This window comes from Nitrosomonas sp. ANs5 (genome assembly GCF_050584665.1).
Classification (GTDB): domain Bacteria; phylum Pseudomonadota; class Gammaproteobacteria; order Burkholderiales; family Nitrosomonadaceae; genus Nitrosomonas.
In genome coordinates this window covers 1-18568 of record NZ_JBEUDO010000056.1, presented here as the reverse complement: position 1 = coordinate 18568, position 18568 = coordinate 1, and the positions used below count along the sequence as shown (strand labels likewise).

General features: G+C 53.2%; 14 protein-coding genes. 8 read left to right on the top strand and 6 right to left on the bottom strand.

Annotated features, from left to right (window positions below):
• Nucleotides 1–608: 608 nt before the first annotated feature.
• The 3 genes from ABTW62_RS11625 (at nt 609) to ABTW62_RS11615 (ending at nt 3465) form a co-directional block, all read left to right on the top strand.
• Nucleotides 609–1967, top strand: a complete 1359-nt coding sequence (locus ABTW62_RS11625; RefSeq protein ID WP_430904748.1) for a YncE family protein — start codon at nt 609–611, stop codon at nt 1965–1967.
• A gap of 287 nt (nt 1968–2254) precedes the next feature.
• Nucleotides 2255–2854, top strand: coding sequence for an SCO family protein (locus ABTW62_RS11620; RefSeq protein WP_430904747.1), 600 nt, complete (start codon nt 2255–2257; stop codon nt 2852–2854).
• Nucleotides 2851–3465 carry a DUF1292 domain-containing protein gene (locus tag ABTW62_RS11615; protein ID WP_430904746.1) on the top strand — a complete coding sequence of 205 codons (615 nt, stop codon included), beginning with the start codon at nt 2851–2853 and terminating at the stop codon, nt 3463–3465. Before ABTW62_RS11620 ends, ABTW62_RS11615 begins: the two co-directional genes overlap by 4 nt.
• An 8-nt stretch (nt 3466–3473) precedes the next feature.
• Here the strand turns inward: ABTW62_RS11615 and ABTW62_RS11610 are convergent, their stop codons facing one another.
• From ABTW62_RS11610 to ABTW62_RS11585, 6 genes are all read right to left on the bottom strand, one after another.
• Nucleotides 3474–4379 (bottom strand): FAD:protein FMN transferase, encoded by a 906-nt coding sequence (locus ABTW62_RS11610; RefSeq protein WP_430904745.1) that lies wholly within the window; start codon nt 4377–4379, stop codon nt 3474–3476.
• A 145-nt stretch (nt 4380–4524) separates the two neighbouring features.
• Nucleotides 4525–7179 carry a DUF3570 domain-containing protein gene (locus ABTW62_RS11605; RefSeq protein WP_430904744.1) on the bottom strand — a complete coding sequence of 885 codons (2655 nt, stop codon included), beginning with the start codon at nt 7177–7179 and terminating at the stop codon, nt 4525–4527.
• 29 nt (nt 7180–7208) lie between these two features.
• Nucleotides 7209–7436, bottom strand: coding sequence for a DUF4266 domain-containing protein (locus tag ABTW62_RS11600; protein ID WP_430904743.1), 228 nt, complete (start codon nt 7434–7436; stop codon nt 7209–7211).
• Nucleotides 7437–7592: 156 nt separating this feature from the next.
• Complete coding sequence (locus ABTW62_RS11595) at nt 7593–8159, bottom strand: TlpA family protein disulfide reductase (RefSeq protein ID WP_430904742.1); 567 nt, start codon at nt 8157–8159, stop codon at nt 7593–7595.
• Between the two features lie 111 nt (nt 8160–8270).
• Nucleotides 8271–8726 carry a hypothetical protein gene (locus ABTW62_RS11590; protein ID WP_430904741.1) on the bottom strand — a complete coding sequence of 152 codons (456 nt, stop codon included), beginning with the start codon at nt 8724–8726 and terminating at the stop codon, nt 8271–8273.
• 189 nt (nt 8727–8915) lie between these two features.
• The gene (locus ABTW62_RS11585) at nt 8916–9707 is read right to left on the bottom strand and encodes a hypothetical protein (RefSeq protein ID WP_430904740.1); all 792 of its coding nucleotides are present in this window, start codon (nt 9705–9707) and stop codon (nt 8916–8918) included.
• A 335-nt stretch (nt 9708–10042) separates the two neighbouring features.
• Here ABTW62_RS11585 and ABTW62_RS11580 point away from each other — a divergent pair, with 335 nt between their 5' ends.
• The 5 genes from ABTW62_RS11580 (at nt 10043) to ABTW62_RS11560 (ending at nt 18420) form a co-directional block, all read left to right on the top strand.
• Nucleotides 10043–11596, top strand: coding sequence for a fused MFS/spermidine synthase (locus ABTW62_RS11580; RefSeq protein ID WP_430904739.1), 1554 nt, complete (start codon nt 10043–10045; stop codon nt 11594–11596).
• 381 nt (nt 11597–11977) lie between these two features.
• Nucleotides 11978–14194, top strand: coding sequence for a TonB-dependent receptor (locus tag ABTW62_RS11575; RefSeq protein WP_430904738.1), 2217 nt, complete (start codon nt 11978–11980; stop codon nt 14192–14194).
• A 129-nt stretch (nt 14195–14323) separates the two neighbouring features.
• Entirely contained in the window at nt 14324–15214 is an 891-nt protein-coding gene (locus ABTW62_RS11570) for a hypothetical protein (RefSeq protein ID WP_430904737.1), read from the top strand.
• A 20-nt stretch (nt 15215–15234) separates the two neighbouring features.
• Nucleotides 15235–17397 (top strand): TonB-dependent receptor, encoded by a 2163-nt coding sequence (locus ABTW62_RS11565; RefSeq protein ID WP_430904736.1) that lies wholly within the window; start codon nt 15235–15237, stop codon nt 17395–17397.
• Between the two features lie 30 nt (nt 17398–17427).
• Nucleotides 17428–18420 carry a hypothetical protein gene (locus ABTW62_RS11560; RefSeq protein WP_430904735.1) on the top strand — a complete coding sequence of 331 codons (993 nt, stop codon included), beginning with the start codon at nt 17428–17430 and terminating at the stop codon, nt 18418–18420.
• The last annotated feature ends 148 nt before the right edge of the window (nt 18421–18568 follow it).

Sequence of the window (18568 nt, the reverse complement as noted above, 5' to 3'; positions counted from 1 at the left end):
GGCCTTACATTTGACGTTTACTCTTCCCTTTTCCACCTGTTTCACTGCGCGGTTCACTGTAAATGGACACGAATATTGAAGATCGCTTCATCTGGCTTTAACCCGTAATCAGACCAGCCATCATGTATTCATCCTGCCGCACGACAAAATTCAACCAAGTGAGCGCCACCACCAAATCATTCGTGTGTATTCGTGGTTCCCACATCAACTACTAATAAACACGAATACACACGAATACTAAAAAATCACTCCATCTGATTTTCACCCGAAACCAGACTGGCATCACGCATTCGTGGTTATCCCGGCAAGGTAGCCATATGACCCGCCCGGCGCCTTTCACGCCCATACTTCTCATGACAAATGCAATTAATGTACACCTGAACCCTACTGGAAACATCTAGCCGCTGTGTGATTTGTCACAGAAGCAATACAGCAAGAGTCCATAAAATAAGTTTAATTAACTTGCAATATAAGCCGATTATCTTAATCACTCCAGAAGTAAGCAAAACTTTGAAGTCATTTTGCTTCGGAAGAATTTGGATTATTGCCGGTTAATGAGCAATTAGCAGCCTATTTTTTAAGAATTCAAAACAATCAGGAGGGTTTTAATGGATTTCAAGGCCAAGTTTCTCAAAACTTCCATGTTGGCAAGTTTATGCCTGGTTTCAGTGCAGGCAGTTTCTCTTCAGGCGCAGAACTTCGGGCAGGGCTCACCGGCCATGCTCAACAATCAGAACGTCTACAATCAATACCTGCAGCCGGTTGTAACTGCAATCGATTATCATACCCGCATGGTATATCTGTTCAACTACGAGGAGGACAAGGTCATCACACTGGATCCTCGTAATTTGCAGGGCTGGCCCGGTGATATTCCACTGCAGCATACGCTGATACTGCCCGGTGCAGATAAACTCTACATCACCAGCGACAATACCGATGATCATCCGGCTTATATCATCGCGCTGAATGTCTATGGCATCGATTGGGACAATAACACGGTTAGTCTTTCCGTCGAATCGGTCCTCCAGACAGAGGCGCCCGGCACTCCAGCAGAATTGCCATATGTTGAGCAGACCAACCCCAAGCAACCTATCCCAACTTGGGTCACTGCCAGAGCCACCCAAATCCATGGCCCGACCCTGCTGCCCTTTACAGATTACGCTTATTTCACCAAATGGACCTCGGATGAAGTACGTGTCATCGACCTGAAAACCAGCGATTTTGCGAATGTCGATCCGATCATCATCCCCGGTTATACCGAGCAAACGCATGGCATCAATTTCAACAAATCAGGCACCATCGGTCTGGGCACCGGTTATTTCTTTGATAACAATGTCATCGATGTTTACACCGTCAACCGCCAGACTGGCGCGCTCAATCCAGTCAAGCAAGTTATGCTGGGCGATGAAAAGCGGTATGCTGCCTTTACCCATTTTGTCTATTGGCTGGATGAACGGTATGCGCTGACTGCATCGATGCAACTCGACAAAACCTCGCTGACCCCCCCTTCCACCAACAACATCATTCCGCCCAGTGTCTGGCTGATCGATGCAGTGGATGGCACAGCCACCCAGATCCTGAACCGTACCAATACAGTCAATGGGCCGGGTGTTTTCCGCTCGGCTTCTGATCTGGCCGTGGTGGGCGGAAAGCTCTACATCGCCGAGGAGGACAGTCTCGACAACACTTTCGCCAGGGATGGCTATATTTCTATTTTTGATTTGAGCGATCGCACCAAACCCAAATTCATCAAGCGCCTCCGGCCCGGACATGAGCTGCCGGAAGGATTTGCAGTCGCCCACACGCTTAGCCCGACACCGGACAACCGTTATCTGCTGCTGGCCAGCTGGGTATCCGGTTATGTGATCAAGATCGACACGCTGACCGATACAGTTGCCAAGGTATTCGGCCCCAGCGATGGTCTGGTGATGCCGCACGGCATCTACGCTGCCGGTGGCAATCGCTAATCTGCAAGCAAGTTAATACCCTGGCTCACTGTCGTCTCTCTCCTTTCTTCGCCGGCTCTAGTACTCCGTTCCGCCAAAACGCCTACATGAAATCGCGCCTTCACCTGTCATGCGTTGTTGCAAATCCTCGCCATAGCTACGGCTATGACTGCGGTTTGCGCCTAGCCTGGCAAGCGAATCCATCGATTTCATTTGTAAGCTAATTTACGGAACGGAGTACTAGCGGCATACAGTGGGCCAGTTTTTTGAATGAACAAAACTGCTACCGAAATCCAAGAGAATCGACCATGCACTTCAGAATATCGTCCATTTTTACTTCGTTGAGTCTGATAGTCGCACTCACCACCCTGACACCGATCACGACCCATGCAGCTGCCATCGTTTTGAATCAGCCGGTTCCGCTCCAACAGGAATCGATCGATGCTCTGCAGCATAGCTTACAGCCACAGGATCAAGATCACTGGAAACTGGTTTTCTTCGGCTTTGCGCACTGCAAGGAAATCTGCCCGGTTTCGATGGCCAAGCTCTCCATGCTAATCAAAGCGGCCGCCAAAGCGCAGGTCAAGGTAAACGGGATTTTTGTGACCGTGGATCCGGATAGAGATACCGATACCGTATTATCCGGCTATACAAAAAGCTTCGGGGATAATCTTTCCCATTTACGGCTGGAAGGCGAGCGACTGGAACGATTCAAGACATCGTTTGGCGTGGAAGCTCTTTTCTATACCAAAAATGCTGGCAATACGCAGCATTACCAGGTTGATCACAGCACAACGGCATTCTTGATCGATCCCCATGGCAATATCCGAGTCCTGTTCGATGCACTGGATGACGCCACAACGCTGGCCAAAATGTTCAGCGAAGACGAGGACTTGTTCAAACTATGAAATACATCAACTTCCTGTTTGTCATGCTGGGCATGCTCTCAGCCGCGCCACAGAGCAGTGCAATGAGCCTTTATGACGATCCACGGATGATCTACAGCTACAAGGATAAAGCGCTTGCACCAGAAATCGACATCCTGCAAGTCTCAACCCAAATCAGCCCGGATGACGAGTTGGTCTTACAGGTAAAAACCCGCGGTGAACGCGCAACAGGTGAGATCGGTGACTATTATCTCGTCAAAATTCATCAAACCAGCACCCATGCTTTCGTCATACCTGTGAGCCGGACAGAGGCATCAGGCATTCAGCTGTATGCAGGTCTGGAGCAGTCTGACGACCTGGCGCCATATCGGCTCCCGAAACGGTTCATCGAAGCCGACACGAACCATCCATTCAGAATGGCGTATATCGACAACGGATTCGAGGTTTATATTCCGCTCAGCTGGATCAATTTTGCCGCCACGTTCAGTTATGATGTGTACACGGTCCGGGCAAACAGAGAAGGGCAACATCTCACGCTGGAGAATGTGTATGACCAGGCAAGGAAAGGAAGGGAAGAGCCGAATGTTCCGGCGCTTACTTTAGTCAACAAACTGTGCTCACCCAAAAGATAGCCATTGCGCTACCCAGTCACATTCGCCAGCGAGCCACCGACACCGCCCTCCACATCCACCCAAAGATGGGGCAACCCCAGATTTTGCAACCACTCGCTGGCATGTTCTTCTTTAAGCATGCCAATCGTGGATGCGCTGCCGGCGATGACACACAGCTCACCAATCACGCTCACTGTAGCAATCCGCCTGACCGGCCAGCCGGTCTTGGGATTCAGCACATGTCCATAGCGAATGCCATTGAGTGTAATACAACGCTCATAATCACCACTGCTGGCCAGACCACCACTGGATAACTGTATCGTTCGCAACAGGCTGCCCGGTTGGCGGGGGTGCTGTATCCCAACCCGCCAGGGGCTGCCATCCGCATGCGGACCCACTATCCGGATATCCCCCCCGAGATTAATCATGCCATGCCGGATACCGGCATCCCAGCACAAGCTGACTGACCGGTCGACGGCATACTCTTTCACCACCCCACCGAAATCAAGCTCCATGCCAGCAACCGGAAATTCGAGCAAAGGCGCATTCCAATTCAGCCTTGACCAGCCAACTCTCGCCAGCGTGGCCTCGATCAGCCCCTCTGCCGGCAACCGGCCCGACTTGAAATCCCACACATGGCGCAAAATGCCGGAAGTGATGTCGAACAGTCCATCACTTTCCCGATAACAGGTCGCCGCATAATCCAGCAAACCGGCCGTCTCCGGATCCACCTTGATTTGCCCACCTTGTGCCGCACAGCGATTGATTTCGGACAGAAAACTGTCCTCACGATAACGTGAGTATTTCAGTTCCAGCCGCTGGATATCCTTGACAATCGCCTGAATCGCCCGCCCCGCTTTGGCCTGGCTGGGTGCATAGAGCTGAATCGAGCAAGGTGTGCCCATCGCCTTGAAGGCATGCTGAAAGAACTTCATTCGGTCAGGCTTTATAGAATATGCTTCGATACAATTTCCAGTAGGGTAGAAGTACGGATCAGTTCTTCGTCGGCTGGGTGGTGCGCAAGCGTACCCTACGCACGCTGTCAGCCATATTCAAGGAAACAGTCTGATGCGCATCGGCTCAGAAATGATAGCTCCAGCTGGCGTTCAAGGTTCCCTTGCGCTCAAGCTGGAAACCATTGAAATCATCGCTCAGCGGTTGCAGCCATTCCACGGCAAGAATATTCCCGGCAAACCTGCCGCTCGGTACCGATGCAGTGACACCCAAACCAATATCCCAAAACCGTCCTCCCTGGTTGCTAGGATAATCCATCGGCCCTATCCGGCTATTGAAGGTATTGAAGTCGCCCTGGATTTTACCTTGGCTGGTATAAATACCCCGCACGGAAGCGGAGAGCCAATCAAGCAAGTGAAACCCTCCCCAGGCAGATGCCTGAAAGATATCGCCCAGGCGATAACCCGAGTTGTTCCGCTTTTCCATGCGCTTGGTGCCGATCAGCTGGCTGCCCCAATACCAGGGACCGGCATCCCCCTCATAGGTCAGATTAGGAAGAAAATCCCAAGTCCCGCTCCCCAGCTGCATGTCGAAGTGAATCAAGCCGCCATCCTGCCGGGCCATACGCCTGAGCTTGAGTTTGACATCTCCGGTGGGCGCACTCACACCGAGCCCCATATGCACGTGATGGCCGGGCAAATCCAGTAGCCTGACCAGTGACATCAGAATGGTATCGCTGACGCCACCAGTGGTATGCGGCGTACCCGGATGCTGATGATCGCCCGGTGCGGGCGGAGGGCGTCCTTCCAGCTCGCGCAGTTCCATGTCCATATCCATGAACTGCGGCATCAACATCACATTGAGCCAGTCGGTCGGCGCATACATGATATCGAGCATGTGCATCCGCATATTCATGCTATCCGGCGCGTGGGTGCACAGTTTACTGGGACTGCAAGCCAGATTGACAATATCGGCATCGCCCACCTTGCTGGAACCACGCAGCATGTTTCCCGCCTGCCAGGAATACATGAAGCGATAACCAAAGTGAAGTTCCCCAGCCTTGTCCAGCATATGCCCATACATGACGCCAGCCGGTCCATGGCGACCATGATGCATGCGGTGATCATGCCCGCCGTCATGGTGGTCATGGTGAGCATGCGGGTCCGCGTGCTGGCTCCGTCTCAAATTGATTGCATCCATGTCAATCTTGAGCGCTGCATTGGCCACGTAATAATCAAAATCAGCGAAGCTGCTGTTCCCGCCACCGCCCAGCTTCAGCGCGCTGGAACGGGTATAGTATTCGAAGCCGGCTTCCAATTCGATACCGCGCGCAAACTTCTTGTTGAGGGTTACCCCTCCACTGAGGGCACCGAAACTGGATAAGCGGTGATCACTGGAAAAATGCTTGGGCAGTTTCTTGGGGTCATAGGTAATGACTTGGGGTTCGCCGTTATCATCGAATACCAGTCGGGTAAAGGCCTGATTCGACACCAAATAAGGTTCAAAAAAATTTGCCGAACTCTGTGAGTAATAGCGGATTCGCGGGGTAATGGTCCAATCGCTGCCAAGCGGCTGCACCCAATCGCCTTCAAAGGTATTGCTGTAAATGCCCCAGTCGTCGAACGAGAATTTGTAATTGAGATGCACCGCAGCATCAAGCGGACTGATATATTGCACCAACTTGCTACTGAAGGCGAACTGGTTACGTAAACCCGGCCGCTGCTCGAGCACGGTACGCAGATTGCCCTGGATCAGGGCATTGGGATCGGGGCTGATCCGCTCGGGATCGACAAAAATCACCGTCACGCCCTTGTACGGATTCTCCATGAATCCACCACTGCGGGTATAGCCGAAATTGAAATCAACCAGCGTGTTTTTACCGAGTATTTGCGTCAGGCCCAGATTGGAAGTCCAGTCATGCCGGTCACCCGCCAGAATCCGCAAATTGTCCCGGGACTTGATCCGGTCCGCGTAGGCGAGATTGGTAATATAACCCAACGTATCATGATCGAGAATGGCTGACTGCCGGCTGCTGGCATACCCCGCCCCCCATTTCAGGCTGGTCAGTTTCTGATTGAAATCAAAACGGCCACTGGCGTGGCCATAAGCCGATTTGAAGTCACGCTCCTCCGAAAAGCCGCCGCTCAGTCTCAGGGTTGCTTCATCCCACTCGTATTCGAGCCCGAAATCCCCCTGATTGCGCGTCTCGGGGGAAGCGGTCGAAAGCACCAGCACAGTGCGCGGATCGATCAGCTGGTTGCCTTCGGCATCAAATCGAATGGGATTCAGATTCCGGTCAAGGGTGACCGCGCCGGTGACATGCGGCGAGGCGCCGGATACGACTTCCCCGGTAGGGAGTGTGCGGGTAAACGGGATATTGCCGGCAGTGGACGCCAGCGGAACGGAGCTGACCGGGGTTGCACCCGACCAGGTATCCTGCGTATAGCCAAAGGTTAACTTTAGGCGATCGGTGACAAACAAGGTGCCGTTGCCATGCAAGGTATCGACCATGATCGGATCGAGATCACTCCGGACCGAATACAGGTTACGCTTGCCTTCCTGGTAACGGCTGTACTGAAAATTGACACTGCCGCTGCTGGCGTCAGCGGCTTCCGCCGGCGTAACCAGCAAGCCTGGCAGTACCAGCGCCGCAGCGGTCAGCGCCTGCAAGACCGACTGACTGCCCGCTACCTGGTTTGGGACATGACAGGATGGTGGGCTGGATGAGGACGCACAACCACCCTCGCGGGGGTGCGATTGGGGGGCAGAAGACTTGCTCACACTACTTCAGCATGTTGTCATGACGCCTATCAATAACAACCGCACCCGCCGCCGCCACCGCCGGCATTGGTGCCAGCACCCGCCTCACGGCTGCCATAATTGTGCATGCGTGTCCCGGTCTGCAGCGGATTGGGGTCCAACGCCATCTGCGGCTTGGCCAGCACGCCGCGCTCCCAGGGTGCGACACCGGCGCAGCCGGACACCATCACACCGGCGCAGCACAAAAGTATCAGCATCAGTAATCGGTATTTACGCATGGTCGAGATTCCAGAACCACCTGGAGCAAAACAATTTTTGATGTCCATGAAACCACGTAGTAGGTGCGCTTGCGCACCATGAAACTGTCAATGGATTATTCCGGGCCATCATGTGTTCTGTTGGAAATCGCATGGAGGTATAGAGAATATTTTAAATCAGATTGTCTCTTCCAGTAACGCTTCGATCAGCTCCCGCATCGCCTCGGTTTCGCCAGGGCGGAACCCGCGGTGGATGTGGCGGACAAAGCCCCGCTTGTCGATGATATAGGTCGATGGCATGGCGATCACGTTGAAATCCTCGGCACAGCTTTTATCCGGATCGAACATGATCGTGAATTGGGTCGGAAATTGTTCGAGAAATGCATCGGCCTCGGACTTTTCCTCATCCAGATTGACACCGACCACTTGCAGGCCGCGTGCCTGGAAATCTTCGGTCAGCTCATTCATGAAGGGAAACGATTTGATGCAGGGGGGGCACCAGGACGCCCAGAAATCGATGTAGATCACCTGCCCTTTCATGCTTTGCCAGTCTTCGGCGGGCATGCCGTCCTGGTCAGTCAGCGCACAAAGCGGTGGCGGCGTATCGCCTTCAAAATGCGCGACAGCCGGCATGGCCGGCAGGAGAAAGACTATCAACAATAAACAACGGATCAATTGGCTACGCCTTGTTTGTAGTACGGATCGAATTTCCTTGAAACCAGAGTAAACAATAGAAAACTCCATGCATTCTCCTGTTTTCCCAGTAATTACTACACCTAGATAATCTTAGCCTGAATATAGGAAAATCCAGTATGTCATCATTCAAATATCTTCTTAGCTGACTCCGGATTCTATTCACTCATAAGTAGTTAATTGAATGTCAGTACCGGTGTGAACATTATCCGCAGTCATACAATGATACTCGACCGCAACATTTCTTGTGCCTGCCTTAGTTTTGTTGATGATCATGAAATAAGAACCACTGCCCCCTCTTAGGGCAATAGTTGGGCTAGGACTATTATCACCCGGTATGGAATCGGTGGTACTAATCGCCTTACTTCCTTTGAAAAGGGCCAGGTTAACGAACATGCCTTCCACAGCAGGGCTCATGTCTCTTATATTTGCCACTAATTTATCAGTCTGTCCGTTATCATCGAAGCATGTCACCATCGCTACGACCGTAAAGCTTGGCACGTTGCCAGCCGGATCGATCGGTCCGGCAATGTCATGCGCAAAACCTGCCCCGGCCAATCCGACACCTGACAGAAAAGCTGAAACGCCCAATAATTTCTTTATAGTTACCTTATTCATCGCACCATCTCCTTGAGTTCATTTCCGTCTCTCCCATCAGGGAAGTGCAGCTTGATTTTTGCTATCTTTTAATCCAACCATGGCAGAACCTGCTTTAAATTATCCCAGATTCCCCATCGGCATGCTCGTTTAAAAAAAGTAACGTGCCATCACCCACAAAGTGATGGCACCGAGCCACACATTCAGCCTTTATGGAAGCGGCCAGACTTGCGTACCGTTAATCCGTACGGGCATATCTCTGTCCAGCTGTTGTGCCGAAGGATAAATCCGCGCGGTAATCCCTTCACCACAGTTCTCAGGCAGTGGATTGGTTTCAAGATTCCGGGTCACGATGTAAGGCGCGGGAAAATTCCAGGCCGGCCCATCGAACTGCGGATGCCCTGCTTCGGGCGCAGTCCAGAAATCGACATCCAGTCGATCTGAATCCTTGCCATTAATTTCATGGATGCTGGTCAGCTGACAAATGTTGGCAATAGCGGGCGCCACGATCAATCTGTTCACGCAGGAAGTTGGTTCGATATTAATGGGATTGACCCGAACAGGCAATTTGGCCACCCAGTTGCTTGCAGGAATTGATGAACCACCTGCCTGCCATTCGGCGATTGGATTGCCATTCGGATCATTAACAATTTCGTGCATCGTGAATACATGCTTGCTCAGAATAGGACGGAAAGTAATCACACCCGATACGAAAGCCGAAGCAGGCTGATCCGAACGAGTGAAAGCATCACTGCCGATCGCGGCATTGGGAAGCGGCGCGGTATCCACGAGCGCCGTCGAGACATCAGGAAAAACTGTCACATTGCCGATCACCGGTTGATCGGTACAGCCATGTGGAATAACGACATGATTATCAACCCTGGTTCCTTCCCTGGTGGTATTGATGTCGAATCGCGTATGCGCCTGGGCATTCCCCCATGCAACGGCCACCAGCGCCGCAGCCAGCGACAGAACAAATATTTTATTTTGATTCTTGGTCATTATTAGAGTCCCTTTTTAAAATTCAACTGATGCCCAAATAGACAGCTCGTTCCGGTTCGCCTTATTGCGTTGAAATAAAACCGACTGGCCGATTATCAGGTGAACAATCTTCGTTTTCAATGCGACAAATTGTCGCACCCCACCAAAGCACGAACTCTCTCCGACTCAATATTTGCACACAAGCAACTGATTAATAACAATTTCCTTCAATATCACACCAATCAGCTCCATCACCGGACAATGACCAGGTGCGACAATTTGTCGCATTTGCAAAGCCATTTCCGGCTTATACAATGCTCCGGGTCTAGGAGGCAATCTTTTTCACAAGGAAATTCATGAATCATCCCCCATCAAGCCGCCATACCTTTCTTTGGTTGTATTGCACCGTGTTTCTGACCGGTGCTGCCGTTATGGTCATAGAATTGCTGGGCACACGCCTGATCGCGCCCTTCTATGGGGCGAGCCTGTATGTGTGGGCATCCCTCATTTCGGTGACCATGATTGCTTTGGCGATCGGTTATTTCGCCGGCGGACGTTGGGCGGATCGTGCGAAACGCACAGGTTTATCCCTGATCATCGCGCTGGCTGGCTTGCTTACCCTCCTCATCCCCGCAATGGTCGGCCCGGTTCTGCTGGCAACCGATTCGCTGGGACTGCGGCTGGGCACATTCATCAGCACCCTGATTCTGTTTACCCCCAGCCTGATCATGCTGGGCATGGTCAGCCCATTTGCTGTCAAGCTCGCCACTTCCAGCCTGGCAGGCGTGGGGGCAAGCACGGGCTCGATTTATGCCGTCAGCACACTGGGCAGCGTTATCGGCACCCTGTTTCTTGGGTTCTATTTATTCCCCCTGGTCGGCTCACGTGAAATTTTTATCGGTCTTGGCTTGATTCTATTTCTGCTCGCCTTGTTGGTCGGGCTCATTGAGCGCAAACGCCTGCAATCCGCGGCGACAACACTGGCACCGGTTGTATTGCTGTCACTCATCGGCATGGGGGTGTTACCCAAAGTATCCGATGCCAGCATTGCACAAAACCGGCAAGATTCGCTTGAGACCCGCTTCGCGCATGAAAGCCTGTATGGCTGGGTGCGCGTGGTTGACAACCCGGCAGCCAACATGCGGCTGCTGACCGCAGATGCCTCCACCATTGGCGCGGCCACTCTCAGTCACGGCCAGAACCTGCTGACCTATCAGAAAATTGTCGAATTGATCCCACAGCTGGCACCCGGCATGACGCGCGCACTGCTGATCGGACAGGGCGCGGGCCACATGGTGGCCAGTCTCAAACATTTTGGAATTGAAACGGATACCATCGAGATCGATCCCGCCATTGCCCAGGCAGCACGCGAGTATTTTGATTTCATTCCCACCGGAAAAACGATTATCGGCGATGCGCGCTACGAAATCCGGCAATTACAGGACAAGTATGGCCTGATCATTATCGATGTCTTCACCGGTGGCTCGGAACCGGTGCACTTGCTTACCCAGGAAACGTTGCAACAATTGCGAGAGCTGCTGACCGATCAGGGTGTGCTGGCACTCAATTTTGTATCCTTTCTGGAAGAAGGCAGCAATGTCGCGCTGGCTTCGGTTGGCAAAACACTGCAACAGGTCTTTCCCCATCAGCTCACCTTCATCTCCGAACCAGGCGACGATTTCAATGATTTCATCTTTATTGCCTCCAATCATGGCCTGAGCCTCTATGGCGACGCACTTTCCAGATCCCAGCAGGCCTGGCTTGAAGCAAGATCACTTGAGATCGACCTTGATCGGGGCATCATTCTGACCGACAATTTCAACCCATTGGAGCAACTGCAAACCCGCAAAGCCGAGTTTTACCGGCGGCTGATCATTGACGCCGTTGGCATCGATCACTTCGTTCGCTGATTGGGCTTACCCTGAGCGCCGCTCGTCATGCCATAAACTGCGCTGCATGCCAGACAGATCCTGAATAGGAACAAATAGTTATTGCTTATGCACAAGCATCGCAAGGGGCTCTTGCGCGCCCTATGCACTGCGTAGCGAGCCGCTGGAACATGTCAACCGGATTTCCCCAAAGCAGTCTCACCACGCCTGCCAATATTCCGGCTGCGGCATTTTGCCGCATCGATCATTGATAAGAAGCGCCGAATAAATTATCTTGAACCAAACAAAACCTCATCCACCTGCGGTTTTGGAGTTCCATCTTTTCGGAAAACGCGATGATCAAAAACATTCCTGCAATTCTATTGCCGACATCAATCCTGGCGGTCAACTGAATTCAGGATAATGCCGGGGATACGAACGATTCTGGTATCAGGGCTGACAGCTTTTTTGCTGGCTTTCCCGGTGATTCTGACCGCGCAGGCGGAATCTCTCTTGCAGTTGAACAGCAGCCAGACTGAGGTGGACTCGAAAATTGCTCCGCAAATTCATCCGCGGGCTAACGCCGTAGCCACCCGAAAGGAAAGCATGCCGCAACGGGAGACGATGATCATCAAAACCACAGCTCAGTCCGCGCAGGCTACCAGCAAGTTGAGCGCGCGCGCGTTGCGCCTGCGTGCAGCCGGCACACTCGGCCGCACGCTGGAGCGCGAGTTGGGCGTACACAATCTTTCCTATGGGCCAGCCGTTGGCCAAGTGGTGATCCGGGGCATGAGCGGACCGCGGGTGCGGGTGATGCAGAACGGGATTGGGACCCACGACGCATCGGGCATGAGTCCCGATCATCCCATCGTGGCCGAGACCATGCTGGCCAACCGCATCACCGTCTATCGCGGTCCAGCCACACTGCGCTTTGGCAGCAATGCCGTGGGTGGCATGGTGGGCATCAAACATCAGCGCATTCCGGATAAAATTCCGCAGAACGGATTTGCCGGACGAACGGAATTCCGGTTTGACCACAATCCGGGTGAGAAAGCGGGCATGATCGCGCTCGACATGGGCAAAAACCTATTTGCGATCCATCTCGATTATTTTCACCGTGCAAGCGGCAATACCCATATCCCGGGACGGGCACTGGATGAGCAAGCCATCCTCGAGCAGTTTCAGGTACAGCCAACCGAAAACAGCAAGGGGGTTATTCAAAACAGCAGTAGCCAAAGCCAAGGCGGATCGGCTGGTATTTCGCTGGTCGGAGATGCCGGTTATATCGGTGGCAGCTACCATGAACTGGTCAAACACTACGGCGTCCCGCCCGGTGTGCCAGGCCACAGCGCTGGCAGCCCGTCCGGACAAGAAGCAGTCCGTATCGCCATGCAGCAGCGCCGTTATGATTTGGCGGGACTCTGGATGACACCCTGGGAACACTTACCGGCAATAGAAGCCAAGCTGAGTTATATCGACTATGCGCATGATGAAAGCGATCGTGGCCCGGCTTTGACGCATTTCCGGAACCAGGTTTGGGAGTCACGGCTGGAAATCAGCCATCAGCATGCTGACTGGCTGGACGGGATCATGGGCCTGCAATGGCAGGACCGGAATTTTTCCGCGACAGGGCTGGAAACATTCACACCAGCCTCACATATTGGCTCACTTGGTTTTTTTCTCACTGAAACCCTGATGCTGGCTGATCATGTCGGCCTGGAATTCGGCGCACGCTACGACCACCAGAGCACCACACCCCAAAATGACACGGTATACATACCGGGTGTGATGGCGCAGCTGCCTTTGCCCGGCCAGCTTCGATTCAACACTTATTCTCTCGCCGCCAGCCTGAACTACGAAGCATTTGCCGGCGGCACAATCCATCTCAACTGGCAACGCGCGCAGCGCGCACCGGACGTTCAGGAGCTTTTGTCTTCCGGCCCGCACTTTGCCACCCGCAGTTTTGAGCTGGGCCGCATCGATCTCAAGCGCGAACAGGTCGATCACTTTGAGCTCGGCCTAAATCTGACGCACAACGGTTTTTCCCTGCTGGCGAACGGCTATTACAAACGGATCGACAATTTCATTTACCTGCAAAATCTGGGATTGTTTTTTAATTTCGCACCCCAACCGCCCCGTTTCCAGCTGGCTTGCGCCAATCTGCAGAACTGTTTGCCGGTGTTCGGCTATCAGGGCGATGATGCCGATTTCTGGGGTTATGAGACCGAATTGCATATTCCCCTCCCTTCCAGCGTTTATTCCCCACGCCTCAAACTGTTTTCCGATTATGTGCGGGGCAGGTTCCGGGATGGCGCGCTCGGCGATGTGCCGCGCTTGCCGCCCTTGCGCGCGGGCTTCGAGCTCACTGCCAGCCATGGACCCTGGCAGGCAGGGTTGCGTTACACCCGCGCACTGGCACAAAACCACCCCGGACTGCGGGAAACACCCACCGACGGCTATGACCGGCTCGATCTGGACATGAGTTATGACTGGAAAACAACTGGCCGGATCAAACTATTGCTGTTTGGCAAGGCTTCCAACATGACTCAGTCCGTCATCCGCCATTCCACTTCCTTCCTGCGCAATTTTGCCCCGGAACCGGGTTTCAGTTTCGAGGCAGGGTTGCGGGCCACTTTTTAATTCCGCTTTGATCCGGCGCAATTGAGTGATTGGGTCGCGCGTCATCACAACATCGTTCTGGCTGCGACAATTTGTCGCATTGCTATTGGAAATTAACTTGGTTACTTTACTATCTTTTTCGGAAATACGATGATCAAGAAATTTCTTGTAATTCTGCTACTGGCATCGGTCACGGTTTCTCAACCCGTTATGGCGCACGAGGGCACACCCAATATGGCTTTTGCTTGGCGTCAGGGCAAAATCCTAATTGATACACAGCGGCAAGGTAGACAATTAGGGGATCATATTGTTTTCACCATTCCATTTGCGGGCTCGCTGACGCCTTACCGGATGTCCGATGCAAGTTTCCGCGGCATTGGTTTTGATCAGGGTGGCACTCTCCATTACCAGTTCGTCAGCACACTGATGAAATGGTCTCCGGATCAGAACCGCTGGATGCGTGATGGATTCGATGAACAACTGTCTATCCGGATGGCTTTCGTCACACGCAAAATTTCGGCCTGGGAAGGGGAAGACAGCCAGGGATTGGTCGGCTTTTTAAGCGCCAGTGGCTCGACTGATGACATTCATCCAACTTTTGAGCTGCAAAAAACAGATGGTTCCGCCCCTGATGATGGCGCTTACCTGGTCGCACTGACTCTATTTGGAACGAGTGCAGCGGGCGATCAAATTCTTTATCCACCTTCCAAACCATTCTTTCTGGCATTCCATATGAATACGGGAGGCGGATTCAACCCAAATGCATTCAGCCAGTCACTCGCTCAATTTTCGGGCATTCCGTTGAGTGACTATAGCCGTATCGATCCACTGTTTGACTGGGCGGAAGCCAATTTCAGCGAGATCTTTCCACATCCTGCCCAGAGCCGTTTCCTTTTCGGCTTCTATGCGCGCTGCTATGACAATACGATCTGTCTGGGCAGCAGGCGCGGGCGCGTCTTTACCACCGGCGGGCCGCTTGGTGGCTTGACTGATCACGGATCACTCGAATCTTTTTTTGATCAAGCTGGGGTTGCTAACTAATGCCCAGGATACGAGCCCATTTGGCGCCACTGCCAGCAGGGATGCTCCTGACGTTTCTGGCAATCCCGGTGGTACAAGCTGAATCGGATTTGCAAACGGTTGCCGAAGAGCCTGGGGAGACGCGTGCCCAAACCGTCCAAAAAGAAAATATTCAGCTACTGGATACGATGGTTATCAAAACGACCGCGCAGTCTGCAGAAGCCGTCAGCAAGATGCACGAGCGTGAACTGAGATTACGTGCGGCGGATACGCTTGGCAAAACATTGGAGCGTGAACCAGGCGTACACAATCTTTCCTATGGACCCGGGGTCGGCCAGGTTGTGATTCGGGGCATGGGCGGACCGCGTGTGCGCGTCATGCAAAACGGCATTGGCACGCATGATGCCTCGGCAATGAGCCAGGATTATGCCATCGCAGCCGAGACCATGCTGGCTGACCGTATCACTGTCTATCGCGGCCCAGCCGCCTTGCGCTTTGGCGGCAATGCCGTAGGTGGCATGGTGGATATCAAGCATCAACGCATTCCTGACAAAATTCCGAAGAACGGGTTTGCCGGGCGAACGGAATTCCGGTTTGACCACAATCCGGGCGAAAAAGCAGGCATGATCGGGCTTGATATGGGTAAAAATAGGGTTGCGCTTCACCTCGATTATTTCCACCGTGCAGGCGGGAACACCCATATTCCTGGATACGCACTGGATGAAAAGGCAATTGTAGAACAGTTTCAGGTACAGCCAACCGGGAACAGCAAGGGCGTCATCCAAAACAGCCGCACTCAGAGTCAGGGCGGGTCAGCGGGCATTTCAGTGATTGGCGATGCAGGCTATGTTGGGGGAAGTTACCATGAGTTGACAAAAAACTATGGCGTACCGCCCGCAATCCCCGGAAGAGGGGATGAAGATCTATCCGGGCCGGAAGCCGTGCGTATCGATATGAGGCAGCGCCGCTTCGATCTGGAAGGATTATGGGCCACACCCTGGGAATTTTTACCAAGTATCGAAGCCAAGCTGGGTTATATCGATTATGCGCATGACGAAAAAGATCGAGGCTCTCCACTCATGCGATTACAAAACAAGGTTTGGGAGTCTCGGCTGGAATTCAACCATCAGCATAATGGCTGGCTTGACGGCATTGCCGGTTTCCAATGGCAGGATCGTCAGTTTTCCCAGAATGGTTTTCAGACATTTACACCGGCTTCCGGCATCAGCACGCTTGGCTTGTTTCTCACGGAAACCCTGATGCTGGCTGATCGCGTCAGCCTGGAATTCGGCGCACGCTACGACCATCAGACCACCACGCCCAAAGACGATGCGGTGCGCATTCCGGGTGTGGTGGCGCCACTGCCTTTGCCCGGACAGCTTCGGTTCAACACTTATTCTCTCGCCGCCAGCCTGAACTACGAGGCATTTGCCGGTGGCACCCTCCATCTCAACTGGCAACGCGCGCAGCGCGCACCGGACGTTCAGGAACTTCTCACTTCCGGGCCACACTTCGCCACCCGCAGTTTTGAGCTGGGCCGCATCGATCTCAAACGCGAACAGGCCGATCACTTTGAACTCGGCCTTAACCTGGCCCACAACGGCTTTTCCCTGCTGGCGAATGGCTATTACAAACGGATCGATAACTTCATTTATCTGCAGAACCAGGGCTTGTTTTTCAATTTCTCACCCGAACCGCCCCGCTTCCAGCTGGCCTGCGCCAACCTGCAGAACTGTTTGCCGGTGTTCGGCTATCAGGGCGATGATGCCGATTTCTGGGGTTATGAGACCGAATTGCATATTCCCCTCCCTTTCAGCGTTTATTCCCCACGCCTCAAACTGTTTTCCGATTATGTGCGGGGCTGGTTCCGTGACAGCGCGCTCGGTGATGTGCCACGATTGCCCCCGTTGCGCGCGGGATTCGAGCTCACTGCCAGCCATGGACCCTGGCAGGCGGGACTGCGCTATACCCGCGCACTGGCACAAAACCGCCCCGGATTGAAAGAAACGTCCACCGACGGCTATGACCGGCTCGATCTGGATATGAGTTACGACTGGAAAGCGACAAGCCGGATAAAATTATTGTTGTTTAGCAAGGTTTCCAACATGACCCAGTCCGTGATTCGCCATTCCACCTCTTTCCTGCGCAATTTCGCTCCGGAGCCCGGTTTCAGTCTCGAGGCGGGATTCCGGGCCACTTTTTAATTAAAAAATGATTTTATGAGAGAGCGAATCATGTTGAACAAAACGACCCGTCCTTACCGCTGGTTAATTTTTTGGCTGTGGCTTATTCCGATTGTGTCGCAGGCACAGTCTTTTCACCAGGACATCGAAGTCAGAATCGCCGATCAACGACTGGTCACCGATTTTTGCCAACGGTCAGACATGTGCAGTATTTTCGGCATCGAATTTCTGGGGCTGCCGGAGGGGCAGCTGCCCCACGACCACTTGACCGGCCAGCCTATCTATGTAACCCAATTAGTCAATTTCCCTGGCGTCATTGCCATCGACAGCCCGGGATTTTTTGCGTCCAGTGGCGATCTGGGAGCCGGGGAGGTTGTCCGTTATCAGGCATCAGGCCATCTCGCCTATTGGCGTCCCGAGCTGCAGCGCTGGACACTCGCCCCGCCAGGCACGCAGATCCGTCTGGCCGGCGGGTTGGACCTGCAACCCGACCAAAGCTGCGGTGATATTCTCTGTTTCCCCGAAGTAATCGAGGGTTTCACCTCCTACCACCGCAAAGGCATCGGTGGCGCACCATCGTTGATCGTGGGAGAAACACAACCCGATGGCTCGCTGCATTCGCATCTGGACTGGTTTCTCGAATCGGATCAGGGTATCCCGGGTGGGCCGGCCGGCGCCTACATGGTCGAGATGCGCTTGTTTTCCGAACAGCATCCGGTGCCATCCGAACTGTTATACATCCTGTTCAACCATGCGTTGTCTGAAAGTGAATTCCAGCAGGCCGTCACGGCCCGAGTACTGCAACCAAGCATCGACCCCGTCCGGACCGACAAGTTATTTGACTGGGCGGAAGTCAATTTCCCCGATCTCTTTCCCCACCCAGCCAACTCTTTCATTGCGCTCGGCTATTATGCCCGCTGTTACCAAAACGGTGTATGCGTGGGCGTCAAGGATGACCATATTTTTGCAACCGGCGGTACATTTGGGGCTGGCATCGTTGAAGTGGGAGAGTTAAGCGCGCTTCTTAGCCAGGCAGGGTTATAAACTCGCGGAAAAGAACGGGCTGAGAAACTATTTGCAAACGCTCGCAGTGCGTCATCATGCAGCATCAAGGCCAGGTTGGCGCTGGGCTGGATTGCCGCGCTACTTTCGCAGCTCGCAAAACGTTAGCCTGACTTCGTGACTCCAACAA

What these genes read in the sequence shown, in the direction of transcription:
- ABTW62_RS11595 (WP_430904742.1), bottom strand. Translation starts at nt 8,159, where the DNA reads ATGGAGTTTTCTATTGTTTACTCTGGTTTCAAGGAAATTCGATCCGTA.
- ABTW62_RS11590 (WP_430904741.1), bottom strand. Translation starts at nt 8,726, where the DNA reads ATGAATAAGGTAACTATAAAGAAATTATTGGGCGTTTCAGCTTTTCTG.
- ABTW62_RS11625 (WP_430904748.1), top strand. Translation starts at nt 609, where the DNA reads ATGGATTTCAAGGCCAAGTTTCTCAAAACTTCCATGTTGGCAAGTTTA.
- ABTW62_RS11610 (WP_430904745.1), bottom strand. Translation starts at nt 4,379, where the DNA reads ATGAAGTTCTTTCAGCATGCCTTCAAGGCGATGGGCACACCTTGCTCG.
- ABTW62_RS11620 (WP_430904747.1), top strand. Translation starts at nt 2,255, where the DNA reads ATGCACTTCAGAATATCGTCCATTTTTACTTCGTTGAGTCTGATAGTC.
- ABTW62_RS11580 (WP_430904739.1), top strand. Translation starts at nt 10,043, where the DNA reads ATGAATCATCCCCCATCAAGCCGCCATACCTTTCTTTGGTTGTATTGC.
- ABTW62_RS11575 (WP_430904738.1), top strand. Translation starts at nt 11,978, where the DNA reads ATGCCGGGGATACGAACGATTCTGGTATCAGGGCTGACAGCTTTTTTG.
- ABTW62_RS11570 (WP_430904737.1), top strand. Translation starts at nt 14,324, where the DNA reads ATGATCAAGAAATTTCTTGTAATTCTGCTACTGGCATCGGTCACGGTT.
- ABTW62_RS11585 (WP_430904740.1), bottom strand. Translation starts at nt 9,707, where the DNA reads ATGACCAAGAATCAAAATAAAATATTTGTTCTGTCGCTGGCTGCGGCG.
- ABTW62_RS11600 (WP_430904743.1), bottom strand. Translation starts at nt 7,436, where the DNA reads ATGCGTAAATACCGATTACTGATGCTGATACTTTTGTGCTGCGCCGGT.
- ABTW62_RS11615 (WP_430904746.1), top strand. Translation starts at nt 2,851, where the DNA reads ATGAAATACATCAACTTCCTGTTTGTCATGCTGGGCATGCTCTCAGCC.
- ABTW62_RS11560 (WP_430904735.1), top strand. Translation starts at nt 17,428, where the DNA reads ATGTTGAACAAAACGACCCGTCCTTACCGCTGGTTAATTTTTTGGCTG.